The organism is Cryobacterium sp. PH29-G1, from assembly GCF_030063365.1.
Lineage (GTDB): Bacteria > Actinomycetota > Actinomycetes > Actinomycetales > Microbacteriaceae > Cryobacterium.
Genome location: NZ_JASISY010000003.1, coordinates 76,768 through 96,211, shown reverse-complemented (window position 1 = coordinate 96,211; position 19,444 = coordinate 76,768). Strand labels below are relative to the sequence as shown.

The window sequence follows — 19,444 nt, the reverse complement described above, 5'->3', positions numbered from 1 at the left end:
GCGGGTGCGCGCAGTCCAGTGCAACTAGGTTGCGGAGCCTCTCAAAATGGCGGAGATTTGCGGAGCTGCGATCGCGCCCCGTGGTTTCACGTGAAACACTCACCGGACAGCAAAGTTCGGTCGAGACCCGCGGGCGTTCCTGTCATCTCTGAGCCGTTCAGGCGGTTGTCAAAGAGGCTGGCCTGGAATGAACGGCCGACACACCTGGCGGAACGTTGCGGTGGAATAGGCGTTCGCTGGCGATGTTTCACGTGAAACAGAACCAGCGATCACGCCGCACGTTTCACGTGAAACATCGTCTAGACGTTACCGAGCGATGCTGCGCCTACCGGTCTCTTGGGCGTGGGTGGCCAGGGCGGAATAGGTGGCACCCAGCGTCCGGCCGTCGGCTTCGATAGCCTGGGGGACGAGGGATGTCTCGGTTAGGCCGGGGAGCACGTTGGCCTCCAGGAACCAGGGCGTCCCCGCCGCGTCGACGATAATGTCGATCCGGCTGAGGTGGCGCAGATCGAGGAGCGTGTGGATGGCCACAGCGGCACTCGAAACGGCAGCAGAGACTTCCTCGGACAACCGGGCCGGCGTGTAATAGTCGGTTTCACCGGCGTTGTACCGTGCCTCGAAGCTGAAGACGCCATCTACCGGCACGATTTCCACGATGGGCAGCGCGATTGGGCCCGCGCCGGTATCAATGACGGCGACCGTAACCTCAGTGCCCCCGACAAAAGCTTCCACGAGGGCAGTGTTGGCGTAGGTATAGGCGTGCACCATGGCGCGCGGCAGGTCGGCAGGGGTTCGTACGATCGTGACGCCCTGCGAGGAGCCGCCGTGGGCTGGCTTGACGACCAGGGGTAAGCCAATGGCACTGACGAGGTGGTCGAGCACGCTTGTGGCACCCAGGTCCCGAAAAGTCTCCGTCGACAGGGCGATGGCCGGGGGAGTGGAATATCCCGCTCGCAGTACGAGCTCCTTGGCGGTGGCTTTGTTCCAGGCCAGCGCGGCAGCGGCGCCACGTGAGCCGAGAAAAGGGATGCCGGTGGTCTCGAGCAGGGACAGCAGGGCGCCGTCCTCTCCGGTGGCGCCGTGCAGGGTGGGCCAAATCAGGTCGGGTGCCTGCTCGGTCAGGATTGTGAGCAGATTAGATCCCGGGTCGAGCACGGTTACGCTGTGTCCCTCGTTCGACAGGGCGTCGGCCACCCGCCGTCCTGACCGCAGGGAAACATCGCGCTCGTGGGAAATTCCGCCCGCAAGAATGACGATGTTGAGTGGTACGAATTCGCTCATGATCAGGTATTTTCCTTGCTTTATATGGTTAAGAAGGCGAACCTAAGAAATATTGGCCGGCGGCCCGGCGTAGCGCTGGTGGTTGGCGCCGGGCTGGTCGGGTGCGGCGCCGAGGGACCCGGTTCCGGCGAAAGTGTCCAGCAGGTTCAGCTCGCCCCTGATTACCGTGGCGAGTCGTTGAATGCCCACACGAATGGTGTCGGGAGTGGGGTAGCAGAATGCCAACCGCATGTTTTGGCGACCGTTGCCGTCGGCGAAGAAGGCCGTGCCGGGCGTGTACGCGACCAGCTCCTTGACCGCGCGGGGCAGCATTGCTTTGGAGTCCAGCTGTTCCGGCAGGGTCACCCACACGTAGAAACCGCCGGTGGGATTGGTCCAGGTCAGATCGGGCAGGTATTCGTCGAGAGCGGCGAGCATGGCATTTTTACGCTCGTGATACACACCGCGGAAGGTGTTGATTTGCCCCTTCCAGTCGGCGGTCGACAAATACTCCGAGATGACCATTTGCGTGAAGGAGCTGGGGGACAGCACGGCGGCCTCGTTGGCGAGCACGAGTTTCTCGCGGATCGCGTGTGGGGCCAGCGCCCAACCAACTCGAAAGCCGGGCGCCAGTGTCTTCGAGAAGGTGCCCAGATAGACGACCCCGTCTCGTTCGAGCGAGCGGATGGCGTCCGGTGCCGGTTTGTCGAAGTAGAGCAGGCCGTAGGGATTGTCCTCCAGCACGAGGATATTGTTCGATCGGCAAATCTCGAGAATCTCCAGCCGGCGCGCCCAGCTGAGGGTTACCCCGGCCGGATTGTGAAAGCTCGGGATTGTATAGAGAAATTTAATCCTACGTCCGGCGGCCTTGAGCGCGGCGATGTGCTCGATCAGGGCGGCCGGGATCAGGCCGTTCTCATCCATCGGAACATGGTCGACCTCGGCCTGATACGACTTGAAGATCACCATTGCGGTGACGTAGCTCGGTCCCTCGGAGATGACGACGTCTCCTGGATCAAGGAACAGCTTGCTGACCAATTCGAGCGCGTGCTGGGAACCGGTGGTGACGACCACATCGTCGGCGTTGGCTTTGATTCCTTCGAGCGCCATCACGTCGAGAATCTGCTCGCGTAGCAAGGGAACTCCCTGACCAGAGCCATATTGCAGAGCAGTCGCGCCCTTCTCGCGCATGACGCGGTCCATGGCATTGATGACGAGGTCTTGCGGAAGCGCGGCCACGTAAGGCATGCCACCGGCGAGCGAGACCACTTCGGGGCGCGAGGCCACTGCGAAGAGCGCGCGCACCTCGGAGGCCTTGAGTCCGGCGGCTCGATCGGCGTAGTGGTGATACCACGGATCGAGGTTATTGCCGGCTTGTGTGTTGCCGGCCTGCTCATTGCCGGCCGGAGTGGAACCCTGAATTGTCACGTCGTATCCGTTCTGCTGTCCTCTTCATCGTATGCGTTGGGGGCGAACACGAAAAAACCCGCCCGGTTGTCGCCGGGCGGGTATTTTCTGTATTGCGGCTTAGACCAGGTAGTCGGCGAGGTCCTTTTCGAGGGCCGGCTTCGGCTTGGCGCCGATGACGGTCTTGACGACCTCACCCTTCTGGAAGACCTTCATCGCCGGGATGGAGGTGATCTGGTACTTGGCGGCCAGCGCGGGGTGCTCGTCGACATTGAGCTTGACGATGTCGAGCTTGTCCGCGTTCTCGGCGGCGATCTGGTCGAGAATCGGGCTGACGGCGCGGCAGGGGCCACACCACTCGGCCCAGAAGTCAACGAGAACGGTCTTCTCGTTGTTAATGACTTCCTGATCGAAGTTTGCTTCTGTAACGCTTCGTGCGGTCATGTAATGCTCCTTAGTTGACTGATGCGAGTTCGGTGTCGCCGGCCTGGGCCAGCAAGGCGGTGGGAAGGTTGCTGAGGTAGTGCTCGGCGTCCAGGGCGGCCGCGCAGCCGGATCCGGCAGCGGTAATGGCCTGACGGTAGCTGGAGTCGATCACGTCGCCGGCCGCGAATACGCCGGCCTGGCTGGTGAGTGACGACCGACCCGCGACGGCGATGGTGCCTTCGGGGGTGAGGTCGAGCTGCTGGTGCACAAGATGGGTGCGGGGGTCGTTGCCGATTGCCACGAACACGCCGCCGACCGGCAGGCTGCTCTCGACACCGGAGACGGTATCGCGCAGGGTGAGACCGTCGACAGCGTCGGTGCCGGTTATGCCGACGACCTCGGCGTTCCAGGTGAATTCAATCTTGTCGTTGGCGAAAGCGCGTTCCTGCATGATCTTGGAGGCTCGTAATTCACCCTTGCGGTGAATGACGTGCACCTTGGAGGCGAACCGGGTGAGGAAGGTGGCTTCTTCCATCGCGGAGTCGCCGCCGCCGATGACGGCGATCTCCTTGCCCTTGAAGAAGAAACCGTCGCAGGTGGCGCACCAGGAGACTCCGCGGCCCGACAAACGTTCTTCGTCGCTCAGACCGAGTTTGCGGTACGCCGATCCGGTGGCGAAGATCACGGTGAGCGCCTGCTCGACGTCGCCGTTGCCGAGAGTGACCGTTTTGATGGGGCCGGAGAGGTCAACCGACTCGACATCGTCATAGACGACCTCGGTGCCGAAGCGTTCTGCCTGCTCCTGCATCTTGGTCATCAATTCCGGTCCCTGTACGCCCTCCGGAAAGCCGGGGAAGTTTTCGACATCCGTCGTATTCATGAGCTCACCGCCGGCCTCTACCGAACTGGCGATGACCAGCGGCTTGAGGTTGGCTCGGGCGGCATAGATCGCCGCGGTGTAGCCGGCCGGTCCGGACCCGATGATGATGATCTGACGCACACGCACACTCCTTGCAATGATGGATTAGACGGGCAGAATCCCGACTCACGTATCGATACAACACATCCTAATCGGATGCTATTCCGTGGCCCCTCACCGCGTTCAGCTGACATTCAGCTATGGCCGAGAGCTGGCCGTCGGCGCGCACAGAGCGCTCACGAGGCACTGTGCCGCACGGCAGGCCGGGCGCGCGCTACCGGCCGAAACGGCGTTGCAGGGGCGCTAGAAAGGCCGTGAGCTCGCCGCTGCGCATAACGAGGAGCAGCCCGAAGTAGGCCGCGGCCATGACGACACCGATGATGAGCATCGAAACAATCGCGGTCAGCCGTGAGGCGAGAGCAAAACCGCCCTCGACGGTTCCCCCCAGAATCAACAGCAGGGTCACGCCCAAGGCGATCGGTACGATCGCCGCGACGAGGTATTTCACGAGGCTGCGTACGATGCGGCGGCCATCAATACCACCGAGTCGGCGGCGCAACAGCAGGGCGGCCAGAATGCATTGCAGCACCCCGGAAACCGTGATGACCAGTGCGATTCCCACGGCAATCCATTGCGCCGGCAGCAGGGCGCAGCCGAGCACGCCGACCAGGATCAGTGCAACCTGGAACAGCGTGAAGAAGAAGGGCGTTCGGGTGTCTCCGAGGGCGTAGAACGTGCGTTGCAGCACGAACAGGATGCAGAACGGCACGAGCCCGACGATGAAGGCGAGAATCACATTGCCGATGCCCATGATCTGGCCGTACGGGGCCACGAATACCGCCGCGAACGGATAGGCACACACGGCAATGACGGCCGAGGCCAGCACGATCAGCAGGGTGGTGCCTCGTATCGCGGAGGAGGCATCCGTTCTGACCAGATGAAACTTCTGCAGTGCCGCGTGCTCACTCATGCGGGTGAAGTAGGCCGTGGCCACCGAGACGGTGATCACCGAGTGCGGCAGCATGAAGATCAGCCAGGCGGTGGCGAGAACAAAAACGGATGCTTCGCCGGTCGCGAGCGTGGCGACCTGTGTTTCGACAATGCCCGCGGCTGTTGTCAGCAGCAGCATGCCGAAGGTCCAGCCGGCCATCTTGCCGGCCGCGCCGAGACCGACACCGCGAAAGTGGAAGTCGGGTCGGTAGCGCAGGCCGATACGGCGCCAGAAGTAGTACAACACGAGCGCCTGAGCGACCACGCCGAGGGTAGCGCTGCCGGCAAGCACGGTCACCATGAGCGGCGTGACTTCACCGGCGGTTCGAGTGCCGTCGGGATCGGCGCCGAACAGGGCGGCAAAAATCAGCAGCCCGGCGATCGCGACGACATTGTTGAGCACAGGCACCCAGGTGAACGGGCCGAAGGATTTGCGGGCGTTGAGCACCTCGCCGAGCAGCGTGTAGAGCCCGTAGAAGAAGATTTGCGGCAGGCACCAGTAGGCGAAGGCGATGGCGAGGGAGAGCTGGTCGGCGGGCAGGTTGAGACCGATGAACCCGGTGATCACAGGCGCCAGCAGCACTGCGATGACGGTGGTGGTGCCGAGGATCAGCAGCGCGAGCGTGAGCAATTTGTTAATGAACGCCGCACCGCCGTCGGCGTGCAGGCTTGCCCGCACGATCTGAGGCACCAGCACGGCCGTGAGGATTCCGCCGGCGACGATCACGTAAACCTGGTTCGGTAGCTGGTTCGCGAGCTGGAAGGCGTCGGCGCTGGCCCCGTAGGCCCCGATCATGCCGGCCAGGACGATGAGTTTCACGAAGCCGAGAATGCGCGACACGATCGTGCCGGAGGCCAGAAAGGCGCTGGCGCGGCCGATGCCACCGCTGGCGGTGGTGGCCTCAGACATTGGGTTCCTCAATGGGTAGCGTCGACTTTTGGGCAGCAGCGGATGCCTCACCCGCGCGTTCCCGACGTCGGCGAGCGATATTGCGCAAGATTCCAAACCCGAAGAAACCGACGACGAGTACAGCGAAAATGCTCGCGCCGACACCCTCCCAATCGGCGCGCACGCTGACGTCAATGGGGGCGCTCCGGCCGAGCGGAACACCATTCAGCGTGTACAGGGTGACCCGGAGAACAACATCGCCGTTGCCGACGGCAGCGCTGAGCGGCACGGAAACGGACTGCGCCGAGTTGGGCTGAATGGTGGTCTCGAGGGTATCGCCGACCACGAGTCGTCCGTTGGACGGCACGATCTCGGTGCGCACGGTGACGGCCTGATCCAGGGCGTTGTTAAGCGTGATCCGCAGGTCGACCTTGCTGCCCACCACGATGATCGGCCCGCGAGTGGTCACGGTCACGGCGTGCAGCAGATCGAACGAGGCGGCGAGGCTCGTAGTGACCTGTTCCTGCCAGACCGACACCTGGGAATCCCAGGTGGTGTCCAGCAGGGCCAGCAGATCGAGACGCGTCGGGGCGGTGACCGCGATGGGGTCGGCCAGGATCGTGGCGAATTCGGCGATCGCAGCCTCGCGTTCCAACAGCGATCGGGCGAGCGTGACCCGGCTGGTGTCGATGGCTCGGTCCTGAAAACTCACCGTGGTTGCCGGGATGGAGTCCAGGGCCGACTGCAACGAGGTCGCATTCGTCCAGGGCGTTGCCGACAGGGCCGCGAGCGTTTGACCGGCCCTGGGCGAGCTGGTGAGGCCATTGCGGTTGAACGTGACCAACAGTGTGCGCGCCGAATTGGGGTTCTCCGCTGACACGATCGCCAGCAGTGCGGCCGCCTCGGAGGTCTTCACCCGCCATTCATCCTCGGTCGTGGCTTCGGCCGCGGCTCGGATCATTGCCGAGAGGGCGGAGTCGCTGACCAGGCCCTGCCCGGTCGGCAGCGTGACCGCTGTATTGGGGGTGAAGACGTCGGACTGCTCCACGTTGCCACTGGAGAGGATGATCGTGCTCAGACCGTTCGCGGCGAAGACATCGAGGTCGGTGCGCGCTACCTGCCCGGCAGTGGGCCATCCGATCGACGTGCTGGTGTAATTCCAGGCCAACAAATCACTGGTCGAGGGAATTACCGTCTCGCCCGGTTCCATCGTTGGCGTGGGGGTCGGTGTCGGCGAGGGGGTTGTTTCGGTCTTGGTGCGCGACGTCACACTGGGCATCCCGGTGGGATCGCTGGTCACGTCCGGACTCGGCGCGGCCGTGGGGACCACAAACCGGCTCGGATCGATTGCCGCGGCGAAGGAGGTCGGTGCGAGCAGTGTTGCCGCACCGGCCTGCGCTTGCAGGGCTATATCGGAATCCGCGTAGCCGAGCGGAAAGATGTCGTTGCTCGCCTGGGCCAAGCGGTCCAGCCAGGCCACGGCCGAAGCGGGAGCAGCGGTGCCGAGCACACGAATGGAGGCGATGATTCGCGGATCGATTGCGATCGTTGTCATCGGCGCATTGATCGCGGCATTCAGTTGGTCGGTAAGTAGGCCAACCGAGCTTGTGTAGGTCCCGAGGTCCGTGGCGGCAATCAATCCGGTTGCGCTATCCGGGGTCGTGATGGGCAAAACAGAAGAAAGCCCGACCGGAGTGATCTCACCGCCCGGCGACCAGACAAAGGTACCGCGACCCTCGGCCTGGACTTCATCGTCCGCGATGAGGACCGCGGAGATTCCGCGCGCTCCCCACGCGTTCTGGTCGGTCAATCCCACGGATACGGCCGGAATCGTGATCGAGAGGTTCGTGCTGGTGCCGGCCGGGATGATTTCGGTCGTCGGTACGCTCACCAGTTCATCGCCGGAATTCGCGTCGTCGTCGGGCTGGAGCCACGAGTCGAGTGCGGTCCGGGTGGTGAGTGCGAGCTGCGCGAGATACACATTGACTCGGCCGATGGGAATGGCGGTGTCGGTGTTGTTATTTACGGTGACCGTCACCAGTAGATCCTGATTAGGAGATATTTCCGGGGAATTAGTCGGAGAAACGGTGACGACGACGGTGTCGGCGGGGATGGCGGTATCGGCAGTGGTGGCGGCGCTGCTCTTCAAGGTGGCGGTTTCAGCAGCCGTAACGGCCAGTGCCGGCCCGAGAAGCAACGAGGCGAGGGTGAGGAAGGCGACTAGAAACGCGGTCGTCGGCCGCAATCGTCGGCCGCCCACGGAACGCAGCATCGAGCGTACGGCAGCGCCTGCGGCAACCGAGAACGCGGGCCGATGCGCGGAATCTGACTCGGCCACCATAGGGGGATTCTACGGCGTGCGAGCCTAGAGCCACCTGCACTGCGACTGCGAGCCGCCGGATGGCCAGTAATATGGAGCTTATGCAGAGCGTCGCGGCAGCCCTCGCACGACTGGGCGACCTGGCTGCCACCCCTACGGTGTCCCGTCTGGCGAACGCATTTGCGGCGGCCGGTCATGAGCTGGCCCTGGTCGGCGGGCCGGTGCGCGATGCGTTCCTGGACCGTCCGCTGCACGACCTGGATTTCACCACGGATGCGACACCGGATGAAATTCTCGCGCTCGTCAAACCCCTGTCCGAAGCGCAGTGGGATATCGGCCGCGCCTATGGCACGATCGGGGCCAGCCTCGGCGGGGAAACCGTCGAGATCACCACCTATCGTGCCGATAGCTACGACGGCACCACCCGTAAGCCCGATGTGGTGTTCGGCACGACGCTGGAACCGGACCTGCTCCGCCGGGATTTCACGGTCAACGCGATGGCCCTGCGCCTGCCCGAGCTGACGCTGGTCGACCCAGCCAACGGTATTGACGACCTGCTCGCCCGGCGCCTGCGCACACCCAGCACGCCGGAGGTGTCCTTCGGAGACGACCCACTGCGGATGCTGCGCGCGGCTCGATTTACCGGCCAACTTGGTTTCACCTTGGATCTGGACACCGCACTGGCGATGGAAAAGATGCGGGACAGCATCCGTATCGTGTCGGCCGAACGCGTCGGTGATGAACTGACCAAACTTTTGCTTTCGACTGACCCGCGCGCCGGCATCGAGGTGCTGATGGAATCAGGCCTGGCCGAGATTGTGCTCCCCGAGATTCCCGGCCTGCGGCTCGAAATCGACGAGCACCACCATCATAAAGACGTCTATCAGCACACCCTCACGGTGCTGGAACAGGCCATGGGCTACGAGAAATCGCGCGGCAACCTGCCCACCCCCGACCTGATCGTGCGTCTCGCCGCCCTCCTGCACGATATTGGCAAGCCGGCCACGCGCAAACTCGAACCTGGCGGCGTCGTGAGCTTCTACCATCACGACGTGGTCGGTTCGAAGCTGGCCAAAAAACGATTGCGCGCCCTGCGCTTCGACAATGACACCATCAACGCTGTCGCTCGTCTGATCGAACTGCACCTGCGATTCTTCGGCTACACCGAGGGTGCCTGGACGGACTCCGCCGTGCGCCGGTACGTGCGCGACGCCGGAGATCAGCTGGAGCGCCTGCACATTCTGACCCGCGCCGATGTCACGACCCGCAACCGGCGCAAGGCTGACCGGCTGGGCTTCGCCTACGACGACCTGGAACAGCGCATTGCAACCCTGGCCGAACAGGAAGAGCTCGGCGCCGTCCGCCCCGACCTCGACGGTGAACAGATCATGGCCGTGCTCGGCTTGAAGCCGGGGCGCGAGGTGGGTGAGGCCTACCGCTATCTGCTCGAGCAGCGGCTCGACGATGGCCCCCTCGGCGAGCCAGAAGCCACCCGCCGAGTGCTGGAATGGTGGGCGGAGCGTGCCCAGTAAGGGCAGTCTGCGCCGACGGACTGCGATCACCGGCTATGCCCTGCTCGCCCCCAGCCTGTTCGGCGTGGTCTGCTTTCTCCTGCTTCCCGTGCTCGTCGTGCTCTGGCTCAGCTTTCAGAGCTGGAACCTGATCGGTCCGATCACCTTCGTCGGGCTGGAGAATTACCGATCCGTTCTCAGTGACGGTGTTTTTGGTAATTCCCTGTTGGTCACGCTCGTCTTCGTCGCCCTCGTGGTGCCGATTCAAACCCTGATTGGTTTGGGCGCGGCCACCCTGCTCACTCGCGGCCTGCCGGGCTCGGCTTGGTTTCGCACCATCTATGTGCTCCCCTGGATCAGCGCACCACTGGCGCTCGGTGTCGTCTGGAAGTGGATTCTCGCGCCCACCGATGGTGCGCTCAATACCTTGCTCGGTCAGCGTGTCGAATGGCTCAGTGACCCGTCCCTGGCCCTGCCCTCGGTGGCCGCCGTGGTGATTTGGACCAATGTCGGCTACGTCACGCTGTTCTTCATGGCCGGGCTGCTCAACATTCCCGGTCAGATTCTCGAGGCCGCCCGCATTGACGGGGCCGGCCCCGTCAAAATGTTCTGGCACATCAAGTTGCCGCTGCTGCGTCCCACCATGTTCTTCGTTCTGGTGACCACGGTTATCTCAGCCTTTCAGGTCTTCGACCAGGTCTATGCGCTCACTCAGGGGGGCCCGGCACGATCAACGGATGTCGTATCGGCCCGCATCTATTACGAAGCGTTCGATGCCTTCGACCTGGGCCGAGCGGCCGTCATGGCGGTCGTTCTGCTGGTAATCCTGGTTGCCATCACCCTCGCCCAGCAGCTCTATTTTCGCCGGAGGGTCACCTATGAGATGGACTAGATTCTCCTCAACGACCACCGTCTATCTGGTGTTGGTTCTCGGCGCCCTGTTTACAATCGGCCCGTTCCTGCTGAGCATTCTGACGGCGTTCAAGACCCGTGAGCAGTTCGCTCAACAATCGGTGCTGAGCTGGCCGGACCCGTTTACCCTGGAGAACTTCGCCCTGCTGTTGACCGGGCCGGCACAATTCGGCCGCGCGATTGTGATCACCGTGCTCGCGGCCGTGCTGATTCTTGTCGGGCAGCTCATCTTCTCGATTTTGGCCGCCTACGCTTTCGCCCGGGTCGATTTTCCCGGCCGCCAGGTGTTGTTCTGGGTCTACCTGTCGACCCTGATGATTCCGCCGGTCGTGCTCGTCGTACCGCTCTACCTCATGATGACCGAGGCCGGGTTGCGCAACTCGTTCTGGAGCCTCGTGCTTCCGTTCGCCTTCGCATCCCCCTACGCGATCTTTCTGCTGCGCGAATATTTTCGCGGAATTCCCCAGGAACTCATCGATGCTGCCCGGCTCGACGGTGCGAATACTCTCGATATTTTGGTCGAGATCGTTGTGCCGCTGTCCCGGCCGATTATTGCCACCCTCACCCTGATCACGATCGTGAGCCACTGGAACAGCTTTATGTGGCCGTTGGTGGTCACCACCGGCACGCAATGGCGGGTGGTGACTGTGGCCACCGCGAGCCTGCAAAGCCAGTTCAACGGCAATTGGACCCTGGTCATGGCGGCCACCACGTTGGCTCTGGTTCCGCTCCTCGTGCTGTTTCTGATGTTCCAACGCAGCTTCGTACGGTCGATCACCATCGCGGGATCTGCGTAGGCTGGTCCATTGGGGGTCACGTTCGATCCGTCAATAAAGGACATCATGGCCAAGCGTTCCACCATCATTGCCGCCGGCGCCGCCGCCGTGCTGCTCGTCATCACCGGCGCCGTTGTCGCCCTGAACTCGCCCGACGCAGACATACCGAGCGACGCCACAACGGTAACCGTTCGACTCTGGGACGAACAGGTCGGAGCGGCCTATGAGAAATCTTTTGCCGCCTTCGAACACGACAACCCCGACCTGAGCGTCGACGTTGAAATCGTGCCTTGGGATGACTACTTCGAAAAGCTGCGCACCGATGTGGCCGGAGATGGCGGCCCCGACGTATTTTGGGTCGACGGTGGCAGTTACCCGGCTTACGCCGACGCCGACGCGCTGCTGAACATTACGACCGCCCTTCCAGCGGATGCTCAGGCCGGCTGGGCTCCGTCGGTGGTCGCGCAGTACACCCGCGATGGCGCGCTGTGGGGCGTACCGCAGCTGGCCGATCCCGGGATCGCCCTGTACTACAACGCCGATCTGCTCGGCGATGCGGGACTGACTCCCGAAGACGTATCGGCACTCGTCTGGGACCCCACCGGCGAGAACGACACCCTCATTCCGGTGCTGCAGAAACTCACCAAGGATTACAACGGCCATACGGGCGACAGTGCCGACTTTGACGGTACCAATCTGAGCCAGTACGGCTACAACGCGGGGTATGACCTGCAGGCGATGATCCTGAACTATCTGGCTTCGGGTGGTGCTTCGTTCCAGGACGAGACCAACCAGTATGCCTTCGCGTCCGACGCGGGCATCACCTCCTTTCAGTACCTCGTTGACCTCATGAACAAGTGGCATGTCGCCCCGTCCGCCGCCGATACCAATACCAACGGCGATTTCAGTCGCGACCAATTTCTGCAGGGAAATATGGCGCTGTTTCAGAGTGGTGTCTACAACCTCGCCAATGTGAGCGATGGTGCGAACTTCGATTGGGGCGTTGTGCAACTGCCCAGTGGTCAAGCTGGAGCGATCAGCGGTGTTGACGGCATCGCGGCGGCCGGTAATGCTGCATCGAAGCATCCCGCCGAAACGCAGCGGGTGCTGGAATGGCTCGGAAGCGCTGCCGGATCCGATTTCATCGGAGCCTCCGGGGCGGCATCTCCGGCCGTGACGGCCGCTCAGCCGGCCTACGCGGACTATTGGGCTGCCCAGAAGGTGGATATCAGCCCGTTTTATGACGTGTTGGCCGACGGATCGGCACCGGCCCCTCGGGGAGCCGACTGGCCGGCCGCCGAAAACGCTATGCGCCCCATCCTCGAGGAGGTCTTCCTCGGCCGTACCCCGGTGGACCGGGGTGTGCTGGCAGCGCAGCGTGCTGCCAATGCGGCGCTGACCGAGTAGGCAGCTCCTCCACCGACGGGATCGATGCATGGACTGGCGTATCGAACCGGCATCCGGTAGTCTGGGCAGGTTGCCCGCGTGCCGGATTCCCGGCCTCCACGTGCAGCACATGCACAACCCTCCTGTTACAGAAAGTCTGTAGCCGTTTTAGTCCGAAGGAGGTGGGTTAGTCATGCATCAGTACGAACTTATGGTTATCCTCGATCCCGAGATCGATGAGCGCACCGTAGCTCCCAGCCTTGACAAGTTCCTCAACGTTGTTCGCAACGATGGTGGCACCATTGACAAGGTTGATGTTTGGGGTCGTCGTCGTCTCGCCTACGAGATCAACAAGAAGACCGAGGGCATTTATGCTGTCGTTGACTTCACCGCGAACGCTTCAGCCACGGTCGAGCTCGACCGCCAGCTGAGCCTGTCCGAGGCTGTCATGCGCACCAAGGTGCTCCGCGCCGAAGAGGGCATCGCCCAGGTCGTCGTCGCAACCAAGCTGGCCGCAGAGAAGGCTGCCCGCAAGGCGGCCAACCCCAAGGTCATTGCTGCCAAGGCTGACGCTGCTGCTGCAGCCGTAACTGCCGCTGCCGCTGCGAAGGTTGCCGCCGCTGAAGCTGCAGAGGCTCCGGCCGTTGCTGCTCCGGTTGCCGCTCCGGCTGCCGCCAAAGTCGAAGCTTCCGCTCCGGTTGCTGCCGCCTCCACCGCTGCTCCGGCCGCGAAGGTTGCTGCTGCTGCCAAGCCTGCTGCTGCCAAGGCGACCCCGGCTCCGGCCGCTGTTGCCGACAAGGCAAGCGACAAGTAGCCCATGGCTGGCGAGACCGTAATCACCGTGGTGGGCAACCTGACCAGCGATCCGGAACTGCGTTACACGCAGAACGGGCTGGCGGTTGCCAACTTCACCATCGCTTCTACTCCGCGCACGTTTGATCGCGCAGCAAACGAGTGGAAAGATGGCGACGCGCTGTTCCTGCGTGCGAGCGTTTGGCGTGAATTCGCCGAACACGTAGCGGGTTCATTGACCAAGGGGTCGCGTGTCATCGCTTCCGGGCGTCTCAAGCAGCGTTCGTATGAGACGAAGGAAGGTGAAAAGCGCACGAGCATGGAGCTCGAGATCGACGAAATTGGTCCTTCGCTGCGCTACGCCACCGCTTCCCTCACGCGCGCGCAGTCGTCCGGCCCTCGTAGCAGTGCTCCTGCTGCCGGCGGCCAGGGCAACGACGAGCCGTGGGCACCTAGCGCCCCCGCCAAGACTGCTGCGCCCGCAGCGTCCGGTGGAGATGTCTGGAACAGCCCCGGCAACTTCAGCGACGAGACCCCCTTCTAAGCCACGCCGCGCGCGTGGCTAACACCTTTTAAGAAAGTAAGGAAATCATGGCTGGAAAGTCGAGCGGCGACCGCCGCAAGCCGCTTCGCGGAGCTAAGGGTGGCAAGAATGCCGCTCCCGCGAAGTCGATTCGGGTTGGTGTCATCGATTATAAAGATGTCCCCACCCTGCGTAAGTTCATCTCCGAGCGTGGAAAGATCCGCGCCCGTCGCATTACAGGCGTTTCCGTTCAGGAACAGCGCCTCATCGCCCGTGCCGTCAAGAACGCCCGCGAAATGGCTTTGCTGCCCTACGCAGGCTCAGGCCGGTAAGGAAACCAAATGTCGAAATTGATTCTGACGCATGAGGTCTCCGGCCTCGGTGCACCCGGCGACGTCGTAGACGTCAAAAACGGGTTTGCTCGCAACTACCTCGTTCCCAAGGGCTTCGCTGTGGCGTGGACCCGCGGTGGCGAAAAGCAGATCGAGCAGATCAAGGCAGCCCGCGCAGCCCGCGAGCACGCCACCTTCGAAGAGGCCGAGGCGCTCAAGGTAAAGCTTGAGAACACCAAGGTCACCCTGGTTGTCAAGGCCGGCGCTGGCGGACGCCTGTTCGGCTCCGTCAAAACCGCGGATGTGGCTAACGCCGTCGCAGCCGCCGGTCTCGGCACGGTCGATAAGCGCAAGATCGAGCTCGCAGCGATCAAGCTGACCGGTGAGCACACGGCAACGGTTCGTCTTCGTGACGAGCTCAGCGCCACGATCACCCTCGTGGTCGTCGCTGCCAAGTAGCATCGCTTCTCGGTAGGCCCGACAGTCGAAAGGCCGTCTGGTTCACCACTCCCATAGCGGGGGGTTCCGAATGGAACCCTCCGCTATGCGACGTTAAGGGCCCCGGGAGGGGGCTTTACCCAGTGCTTTTGTGCACAGGTGAGCATTCGTATCAACAAGGTTCAATGGATTATTGAAGTTAGTTTATTCACACCCATGTGGACAACTTAATTACCTGATCAAACACCTTTTATCGGCCAAGATTTAAAGTCTGTCCACAGGCGAGTGCACAGGTTCTGCACAATCTCTACGGCGTTTCGCGCAGATTCTCCACAGAGTTATCCACAGGGTGGTTTGTGGGGCGGGTCTGGGGTCCTTAGGGTAATCCAGTACCGGCATCTCGCTCAGACTGGTGCGTCACGCCCCCTGTCGGTGGGTCCTGATACACCTAGAAGCACGACAGAGAAAGAGGTACCGAGTGTCAATCGCTCATCTGGGCCTGGCCAATCAGCCAGCGTCAAACGAGTACGGTTCGTCAGCCCGTGGCGGGCTCGACCAGAACCGTGCCGAGCGGCCGGCCGAGGCGTGGAAGTCGGAGCGGGCCCTGCCCCACGACCTGCTGGCCGAACAGAGCGCTCTTGGTGGCATGATGCTCAGCAAAGACGCCGTTGCTGACGTCGTCGAAACCGTGCGCGGCGGCGATTTCTACATCCCCAAGCACGAGATCATCTTTGACGCCATTCTTTCGCTCTACGCACAGGGTGAGCCGACCGACGTCATCACGGTTACCGACGAGCTCACCAAAATTGGCGAACTCTCGCGAGCCGGCGGCGCCGACTACCTGCACACGCTTACGAGCCTGGTGCCCACTGCGGCCAACGCGGGCTTCTACTCCACCATCGTGGCTGAACGTGCCCTGCTGCGCCGTCTCGTCGAGGCTGGCACGCGTATTGCGCAGATGGGCTACGCCGGCGAGGGCGAGGTGCTCGACCTCGTAAACACCGCGCAGGCCGAAATCTACTCCGTGACGGGCGGAACAGAGACCGAAGATTACGTTCCGCTCACCGACGCCGTGACGGCGGCCATCGAAGAGATCGAGGCCGCCAAGCTGAAAGACGGCCAGATGAGCGGCGTCCCCACGGGCTTCGCCGACCTCGACGAACTCACCAATGGGTTCCACGGTGGCCAGCTCATCATCGTGGCGGCGCGCCCGGCATTGGGTAAGTCCACACTCGCCCTCGACTTCGCTCGTTCGGCCTCCATTCACCACAACATGCCCAGCATCTTCTTCTCCCTCGAAATGGGCCGCAGCGAAATCGCAATGCGCCTGCTGGCGGCGGAAGCATCCGTTCCGCTGCAGAGCATGCGCAAGGGCACCGTCGAGGCGCGGGACTGGACCACGATCGCCGCCACCCGAGGTCGTATCAACGATGCACCGCTGTATATCGATGACAGCCCCAATATGACGCTGGTTGAAATTCGTGCTAAATGCCGTCGACTGAAGCAGCGAGTCGGCCTCAAAATGGTCATCATTGACTACCTTCAGCTCATGACCAGCGGTAAAAAGGTTGAGTCACGCCAGCAAGAGGTTAGTGAATTCTCGCGGGCGCTCAAGTTGCTCGCCAAGGAGCTGCAGGTTCCCGTGATCGCCCTGTCTCAGCTCAACCGTGGACCGGAGCAGCGCGCCGATAAAATGCCGGCGATCTCCGACCTGCGTGAGTCGGGTTCGTTGGAGCAGGACGCCGACATGGTCATTCTGCTGCACCGCGAGAGCGCCTACGAAAAAGACAACCCGCGTGCCGGCGAGGCCGACCTGATCGTCGCCAAACACCGTAACGGCCCGACCCGCACTGTCACGGTCGCCTTTCACGGCCATTACTCCCGGTTCGCCGATATGGTGGCCGGCGGGTAGCTGTGGCGCTTGCGCTTCGGCGTGGTCCGCGTGCAGCCCGCTCGCAGATCCGGAGCGGTCTCCCCGCGTAGACTGGCAGGATAATTCCGCAACGAAAGAGGTTGTGCGTGGCGAACGCCCAGGCACCATCAAACGTCGGCCCCGGGTACGGGTCCGTGGCCGTGGGGCGCGCCCTCATCGCCGTGATCCCGGCTGCGATCATCACGTTCAACGGTGACCATTCCGCCGAGCTGGGCCTGATCGTGTTTGGGGCGTTCGCTCTCCTGAGCGGCCTGCTGGTGGTCCTGAGCGGACCACGCACCCTGACTGTCGCCACCGACCGCACCCTCTTCCTCATTCACGGCATCGTGAGCATGGTGGCCGGCGCCCTCGCCCTCGGCTTCCACGCCGGCGGTCATGGGTTCTTTCTGTTCGTGGTGAGTGTCTGGGCGGCGGTCACCGGTTTTCTTGAAATTTATGCCGGCATCCGGGTTCGAAAACGCGCGCAGCCCGCCAAAGACTGGCTGTTTACCGGTATCGCCACCGCGATCCTCGCGCTGGCGTTCTTGCTGCTGCCACCCAACCCGGTCGTCTCGGTCGGACTGTTCGGCGCCTACTTGGTTTTTCTCGCTGTTTTTCTGCCCATTGCCGGGCTCTCCCTCAAATGGGACGCACCCAAGACGCGCCGCGGTGCCTACAACAGCGGTCCTGTGAACAGCGCCCCCAACGATTCGGACACCCTGTGACCAAAAAGACTCCCAAAAACCCCATCCCGGCCCACCAGCCGAGTCGATCTGATCGGCTGAAGCCGGCCGAATTGCTCGGCATCTCCGCAGCTATGGCCCTGTTCGTGGGTGTGACGATTCTGTTCACCACGCGTGAGCTGACGCTCTCGCTGATCGGTCTGGGCGTGACGTTCATTGTGGCACTCGTGGTGATTGCGATGCTGGTACTCGGCATGAAGCCCAATGAGTCAGAGCAGACCGATTTGGACGAGCAAAACGGCCACTAGTTGCACGGGCCGCTAGTGGCACTGCGGACCGCACAAAAAAGCACCTTCGTCACGAATCGACGAAGGTGCTTTCTCGTGCGGCCGGCCCGGAACTTAGGGCAGGTAGTCCACCAGGGGGTCGGCAAGACCGACATAGCCGGCCGGGGTCAGGGCCAGGAGCCGGGTTTTGGCGGCGGCTCCGATGTCGAGGGCCGAGACGAAAGTGGTCAGATCGGCGCTCGTGATGCGCTTGCCACGGGTGAGTTCCTTGAGCAGCGCGTACGGATCCTCGATCGACGAGCGTCCGGCCGAGACCTCGGCGCGAATGACGGTCTGGATCGCCTCACCCAAAATCTCCCAGTTGGAGTCGAGGTCACTCGCGAGCAGGGCACGGTCAATGTCGATCTCGCCGAGACCGCGCAGAATATTGTCCAGCGCGAGCAGTGAATGCCCGAAGCCGACGCCGATGTTGCGCTGTGTCGTGGAGTCGGTCAGGTCGCGCTGCAGCCGGCTGGTCACGAGGGTGGCGGCGAGCGAGTCCAGGATGGCGCACGACAACTCGAGGTTCGCCTCGGCGTTCTCGAACCGGATCGGGTTGATCTTGTGCGGCATGGTCGACGACCCGGTGGCACCGACCTGCGGAATCTGCCGAAAATAGCCGATCGAAATATATGTCCAAATGTCGGTGGCCAGGTTGTGCAGAATGCGGTTGGCGTGCGCGGCGCGGGAATACAACTCTGCCTGCCAGTCGTGCGATTCGATCTGGGTGGTGAGGGGGTTCCAGCCCAGGCCGAGACCCTCAACGAAATCGCGCGAAACGGCGGGCCAGTCCACCGACGGCTCGGCGGCGACGTGAGCGGCAAAGGTGCCGGTGGCACCGCTGAACTTTCCAAGATATTCGCCGGCGTCGATCTGCCCAACGATGCGTTCGAGGCGGTAGACGAATACGGCAAGCTCTTTACCCATGGTGGTGGGCGTAGCGGGCTGGCCGTGGGTGCGGGCGAGCATTGCATCCGCTCGAAATTCCAGCGCATTGCGGCGGAGGGCCTCGATGACCAGGCGCAGCTTGGGCAGCCAGACGGTCTGCACGGCGTCACGAACGGTGAGGGCGTAGGAGAGATTGTTGATGTCTTCGCTGGTGGCGGCGAAGTGGGTGAGTTCGCTGATGTGATCGAGTCCGAGGGTGCTCAGGCGTCGACGCACGAGGTATTCGACGGCCTTCACGTCGTGACGGGTCGTCGCCTCAAGTTCGGCCAGCTCATCGATCTCAGCCTGGCCGAAGTCGGTCACCAGGGCGCGCAGGGAAAGCTTCTGCTCGGCGGTGAGGGGCGCGGAACCGAACAGGCTGCGGTCGGTCAGGGTGATCAACCACTCCACCTCCACGCGCACCCGGGCACGGTTGAGGCCGGCTTCGGACAGGAATTCGCCCAGATCGGATACGGCGGCTCGGTATCGGCCATCTAGTGGGCTCAGAACCTGTACGGGTAGGTGACTCATCGGACTCCCTGTCGAATTGCGGGTGCAAGTTGTTTCACAAAAGCGTGGCTTGCCCACTCAATCATGCCTAATACCGAGTCAAACAGCGCATCGTCGAAATAATACGCGTCTGATCGGTCGAACAGGACGACCGGAGAGATGGCCCAGCTCTCCCGTGCGGAGCAGATCGTGCCCCTCCACACGC

At 62.7% G+C, this 19,444-nt stretch carries 17 protein-coding genes and 1 pseudogene; 11 read left to right on the top strand and 7 right to left on the bottom strand.

Translation table 11 applies throughout. The features are described from left to right. Positions 1 to 306: 306 nt before the first annotated feature. The 6 genes from QMK22_RS05135 to QMK22_RS05110 form a co-directional block, all read right to left on the bottom strand. Positions 307 to 1,281, bottom strand: a complete 975-nt coding sequence (locus QMK22_RS05135; protein WP_283496553.1) for a D-alanine--D-alanine ligase family protein — start codon at positions 1,279 to 1,281, stop codon at positions 307 to 309. A 42-nt stretch (positions 1,282 to 1,323) separates the two neighbouring features. After that, on the bottom strand, positions 1,324 to 2,688 hold the full coding sequence (locus QMK22_RS05130; protein ID WP_502857095.1) for an aminotransferase-like domain-containing protein: 1,365 nt from the start codon (positions 2,686 to 2,688) through the stop codon (positions 1,324 to 1,326). A gap of 99 nt (positions 2,689 to 2,787) precedes the next feature. Beyond that, entirely contained in the window at positions 2,788 to 3,111 is a 324-nt protein-coding gene (gene trxA, locus QMK22_RS05125; RefSeq protein ID WP_283496552.1) for a thioredoxin, read from the bottom strand. A 10-nt stretch (positions 3,112 to 3,121) separates the two neighbouring features. Beyond that, the gene (gene trxB / locus QMK22_RS05120; protein WP_283496551.1) at positions 3,122 to 4,093 is read right to left on the bottom strand and encodes a thioredoxin-disulfide reductase; all 972 of its coding nucleotides are present in this window, start codon (positions 4,091 to 4,093) and stop codon (positions 3,122 to 3,124) included. Positions 4,094 to 4,286: 193 nt separating this feature from the next. Further along, complete coding sequence (gene murJ / locus QMK22_RS05115) at positions 4,287 to 5,912, bottom strand: murein biosynthesis integral membrane protein MurJ (protein ID WP_283496550.1); 1,626 nt, start codon at positions 5,910 to 5,912, stop codon at positions 4,287 to 4,289. Further along, positions 5,905 to 8,232: a DUF6049 family protein gene (locus tag QMK22_RS05110; protein ID WP_283496549.1), complete on the bottom strand. Its 2,328-nt coding sequence runs from the start codon at positions 8,230 to 8,232 to the stop codon at positions 5,905 to 5,907. Before QMK22_RS05110 ends, murJ begins: the two co-directional genes overlap by 8 nt. Before the next feature lie 80 nt (positions 8,233 to 8,312). Here QMK22_RS05110 and QMK22_RS05105 point away from each other — a divergent pair, with 80 nt between their 5' ends. The 11 genes and pseudogenes from QMK22_RS05105 (at position 8,313) to QMK22_RS05055 (ending at position 17,784) form a co-directional block, all read left to right on the top strand. Beyond that, positions 8,313 to 9,743: a CCA tRNA nucleotidyltransferase gene (locus tag QMK22_RS05105; protein WP_283496548.1), complete on the top strand. Its 1,431-nt coding sequence runs from the start codon at positions 8,313 to 8,315 to the stop codon at positions 9,741 to 9,743. Next, the gene (locus tag QMK22_RS05100) at positions 9,733 to 10,614 is read left to right on the top strand and encodes a carbohydrate ABC transporter permease (protein ID WP_283496547.1); all 882 of its coding nucleotides are present in this window, start codon (positions 9,733 to 9,735) and stop codon (positions 10,612 to 10,614) included. Before QMK22_RS05105 ends, QMK22_RS05100 begins: the two co-directional genes overlap by 11 nt. After that, on the top strand, positions 10,601 to 11,431 hold the full coding sequence (locus QMK22_RS05095; protein ID WP_283496546.1) for a carbohydrate ABC transporter permease: 831 nt from the start codon (positions 10,601 to 10,603) through the stop codon (positions 11,429 to 11,431). Before QMK22_RS05100 ends, QMK22_RS05095 begins: the two co-directional genes overlap by 14 nt. A gap of 45 nt (positions 11,432 to 11,476) precedes the next feature. Further along, positions 11,477 to 12,817 carry an ABC transporter substrate-binding protein gene (locus QMK22_RS05090; protein ID WP_283496545.1) on the top strand — a complete coding sequence of 447 codons (1,341 nt, stop codon included), beginning with the start codon at positions 11,477 to 11,479 and terminating at the stop codon, positions 12,815 to 12,817. Positions 12,818 to 12,989: 172 nt separating this feature from the next. After that, positions 12,990 to 13,358, top strand: a pseudogene (rpsF, locus tag QMK22_RS05085) (30S ribosomal protein S6); the annotation flags it as partial. Positions 13,359 to 13,613: 255 nt separating this feature from the next. Further along, the gene (locus QMK22_RS05080) at positions 13,614 to 14,132 is read left to right on the top strand and encodes a single-stranded DNA-binding protein (protein ID WP_283496544.1); all 519 of its coding nucleotides are present in this window, start codon (positions 13,614 to 13,616) and stop codon (positions 14,130 to 14,132) included. Positions 14,133 to 14,179: 47 nt separating this feature from the next. Next, entirely contained in the window at positions 14,180 to 14,443 is a 264-nt protein-coding gene (rpsR, locus tag QMK22_RS05075) for a 30S ribosomal protein S18 (RefSeq protein ID WP_035835236.1), read from the top strand. Between the two features lie 9 nt (positions 14,444 to 14,452). Beyond that, positions 14,453 to 14,902 (top strand): 50S ribosomal protein L9, encoded by a 450-nt coding sequence (gene rplI, locus QMK22_RS05070; RefSeq protein ID WP_283496543.1) that lies wholly within the window; start codon positions 14,453 to 14,455, stop codon positions 14,900 to 14,902. Between the two features lie 457 nt (positions 14,903 to 15,359). Beyond that, the gene (dnaB, locus tag QMK22_RS05065) at positions 15,360 to 16,793 is read left to right on the top strand and encodes a replicative DNA helicase (protein WP_502857090.1); all 1,434 of its coding nucleotides are present in this window, start codon (positions 15,360 to 15,362) and stop codon (positions 16,791 to 16,793) included. A gap of 107 nt (positions 16,794 to 16,900) precedes the next feature. Further along, on the top strand, positions 16,901 to 17,518 hold the full coding sequence (locus QMK22_RS05060; RefSeq protein WP_283496542.1) for a hypothetical protein: 618 nt from the start codon (positions 16,901 to 16,903) through the stop codon (positions 17,516 to 17,518). Next, positions 17,515 to 17,784, top strand: a complete 270-nt coding sequence (locus QMK22_RS05055; protein WP_283496541.1) for a hypothetical protein — start codon at positions 17,515 to 17,517, stop codon at positions 17,782 to 17,784. Before QMK22_RS05060 ends, QMK22_RS05055 begins: the two co-directional genes overlap by 4 nt. A gap of 93 nt (positions 17,785 to 17,877) precedes the next feature. Here the strand turns inward: QMK22_RS05055 and purB are convergent, their stop codons facing one another. Continuing rightward, entirely contained in the window at positions 17,878 to 19,260 is a 1,383-nt protein-coding gene (gene purB / locus QMK22_RS05050; protein WP_283496540.1) for an adenylosuccinate lyase, read from the bottom strand. Between the last annotated feature and the right edge of the window lie 184 nt (positions 19,261 to 19,444).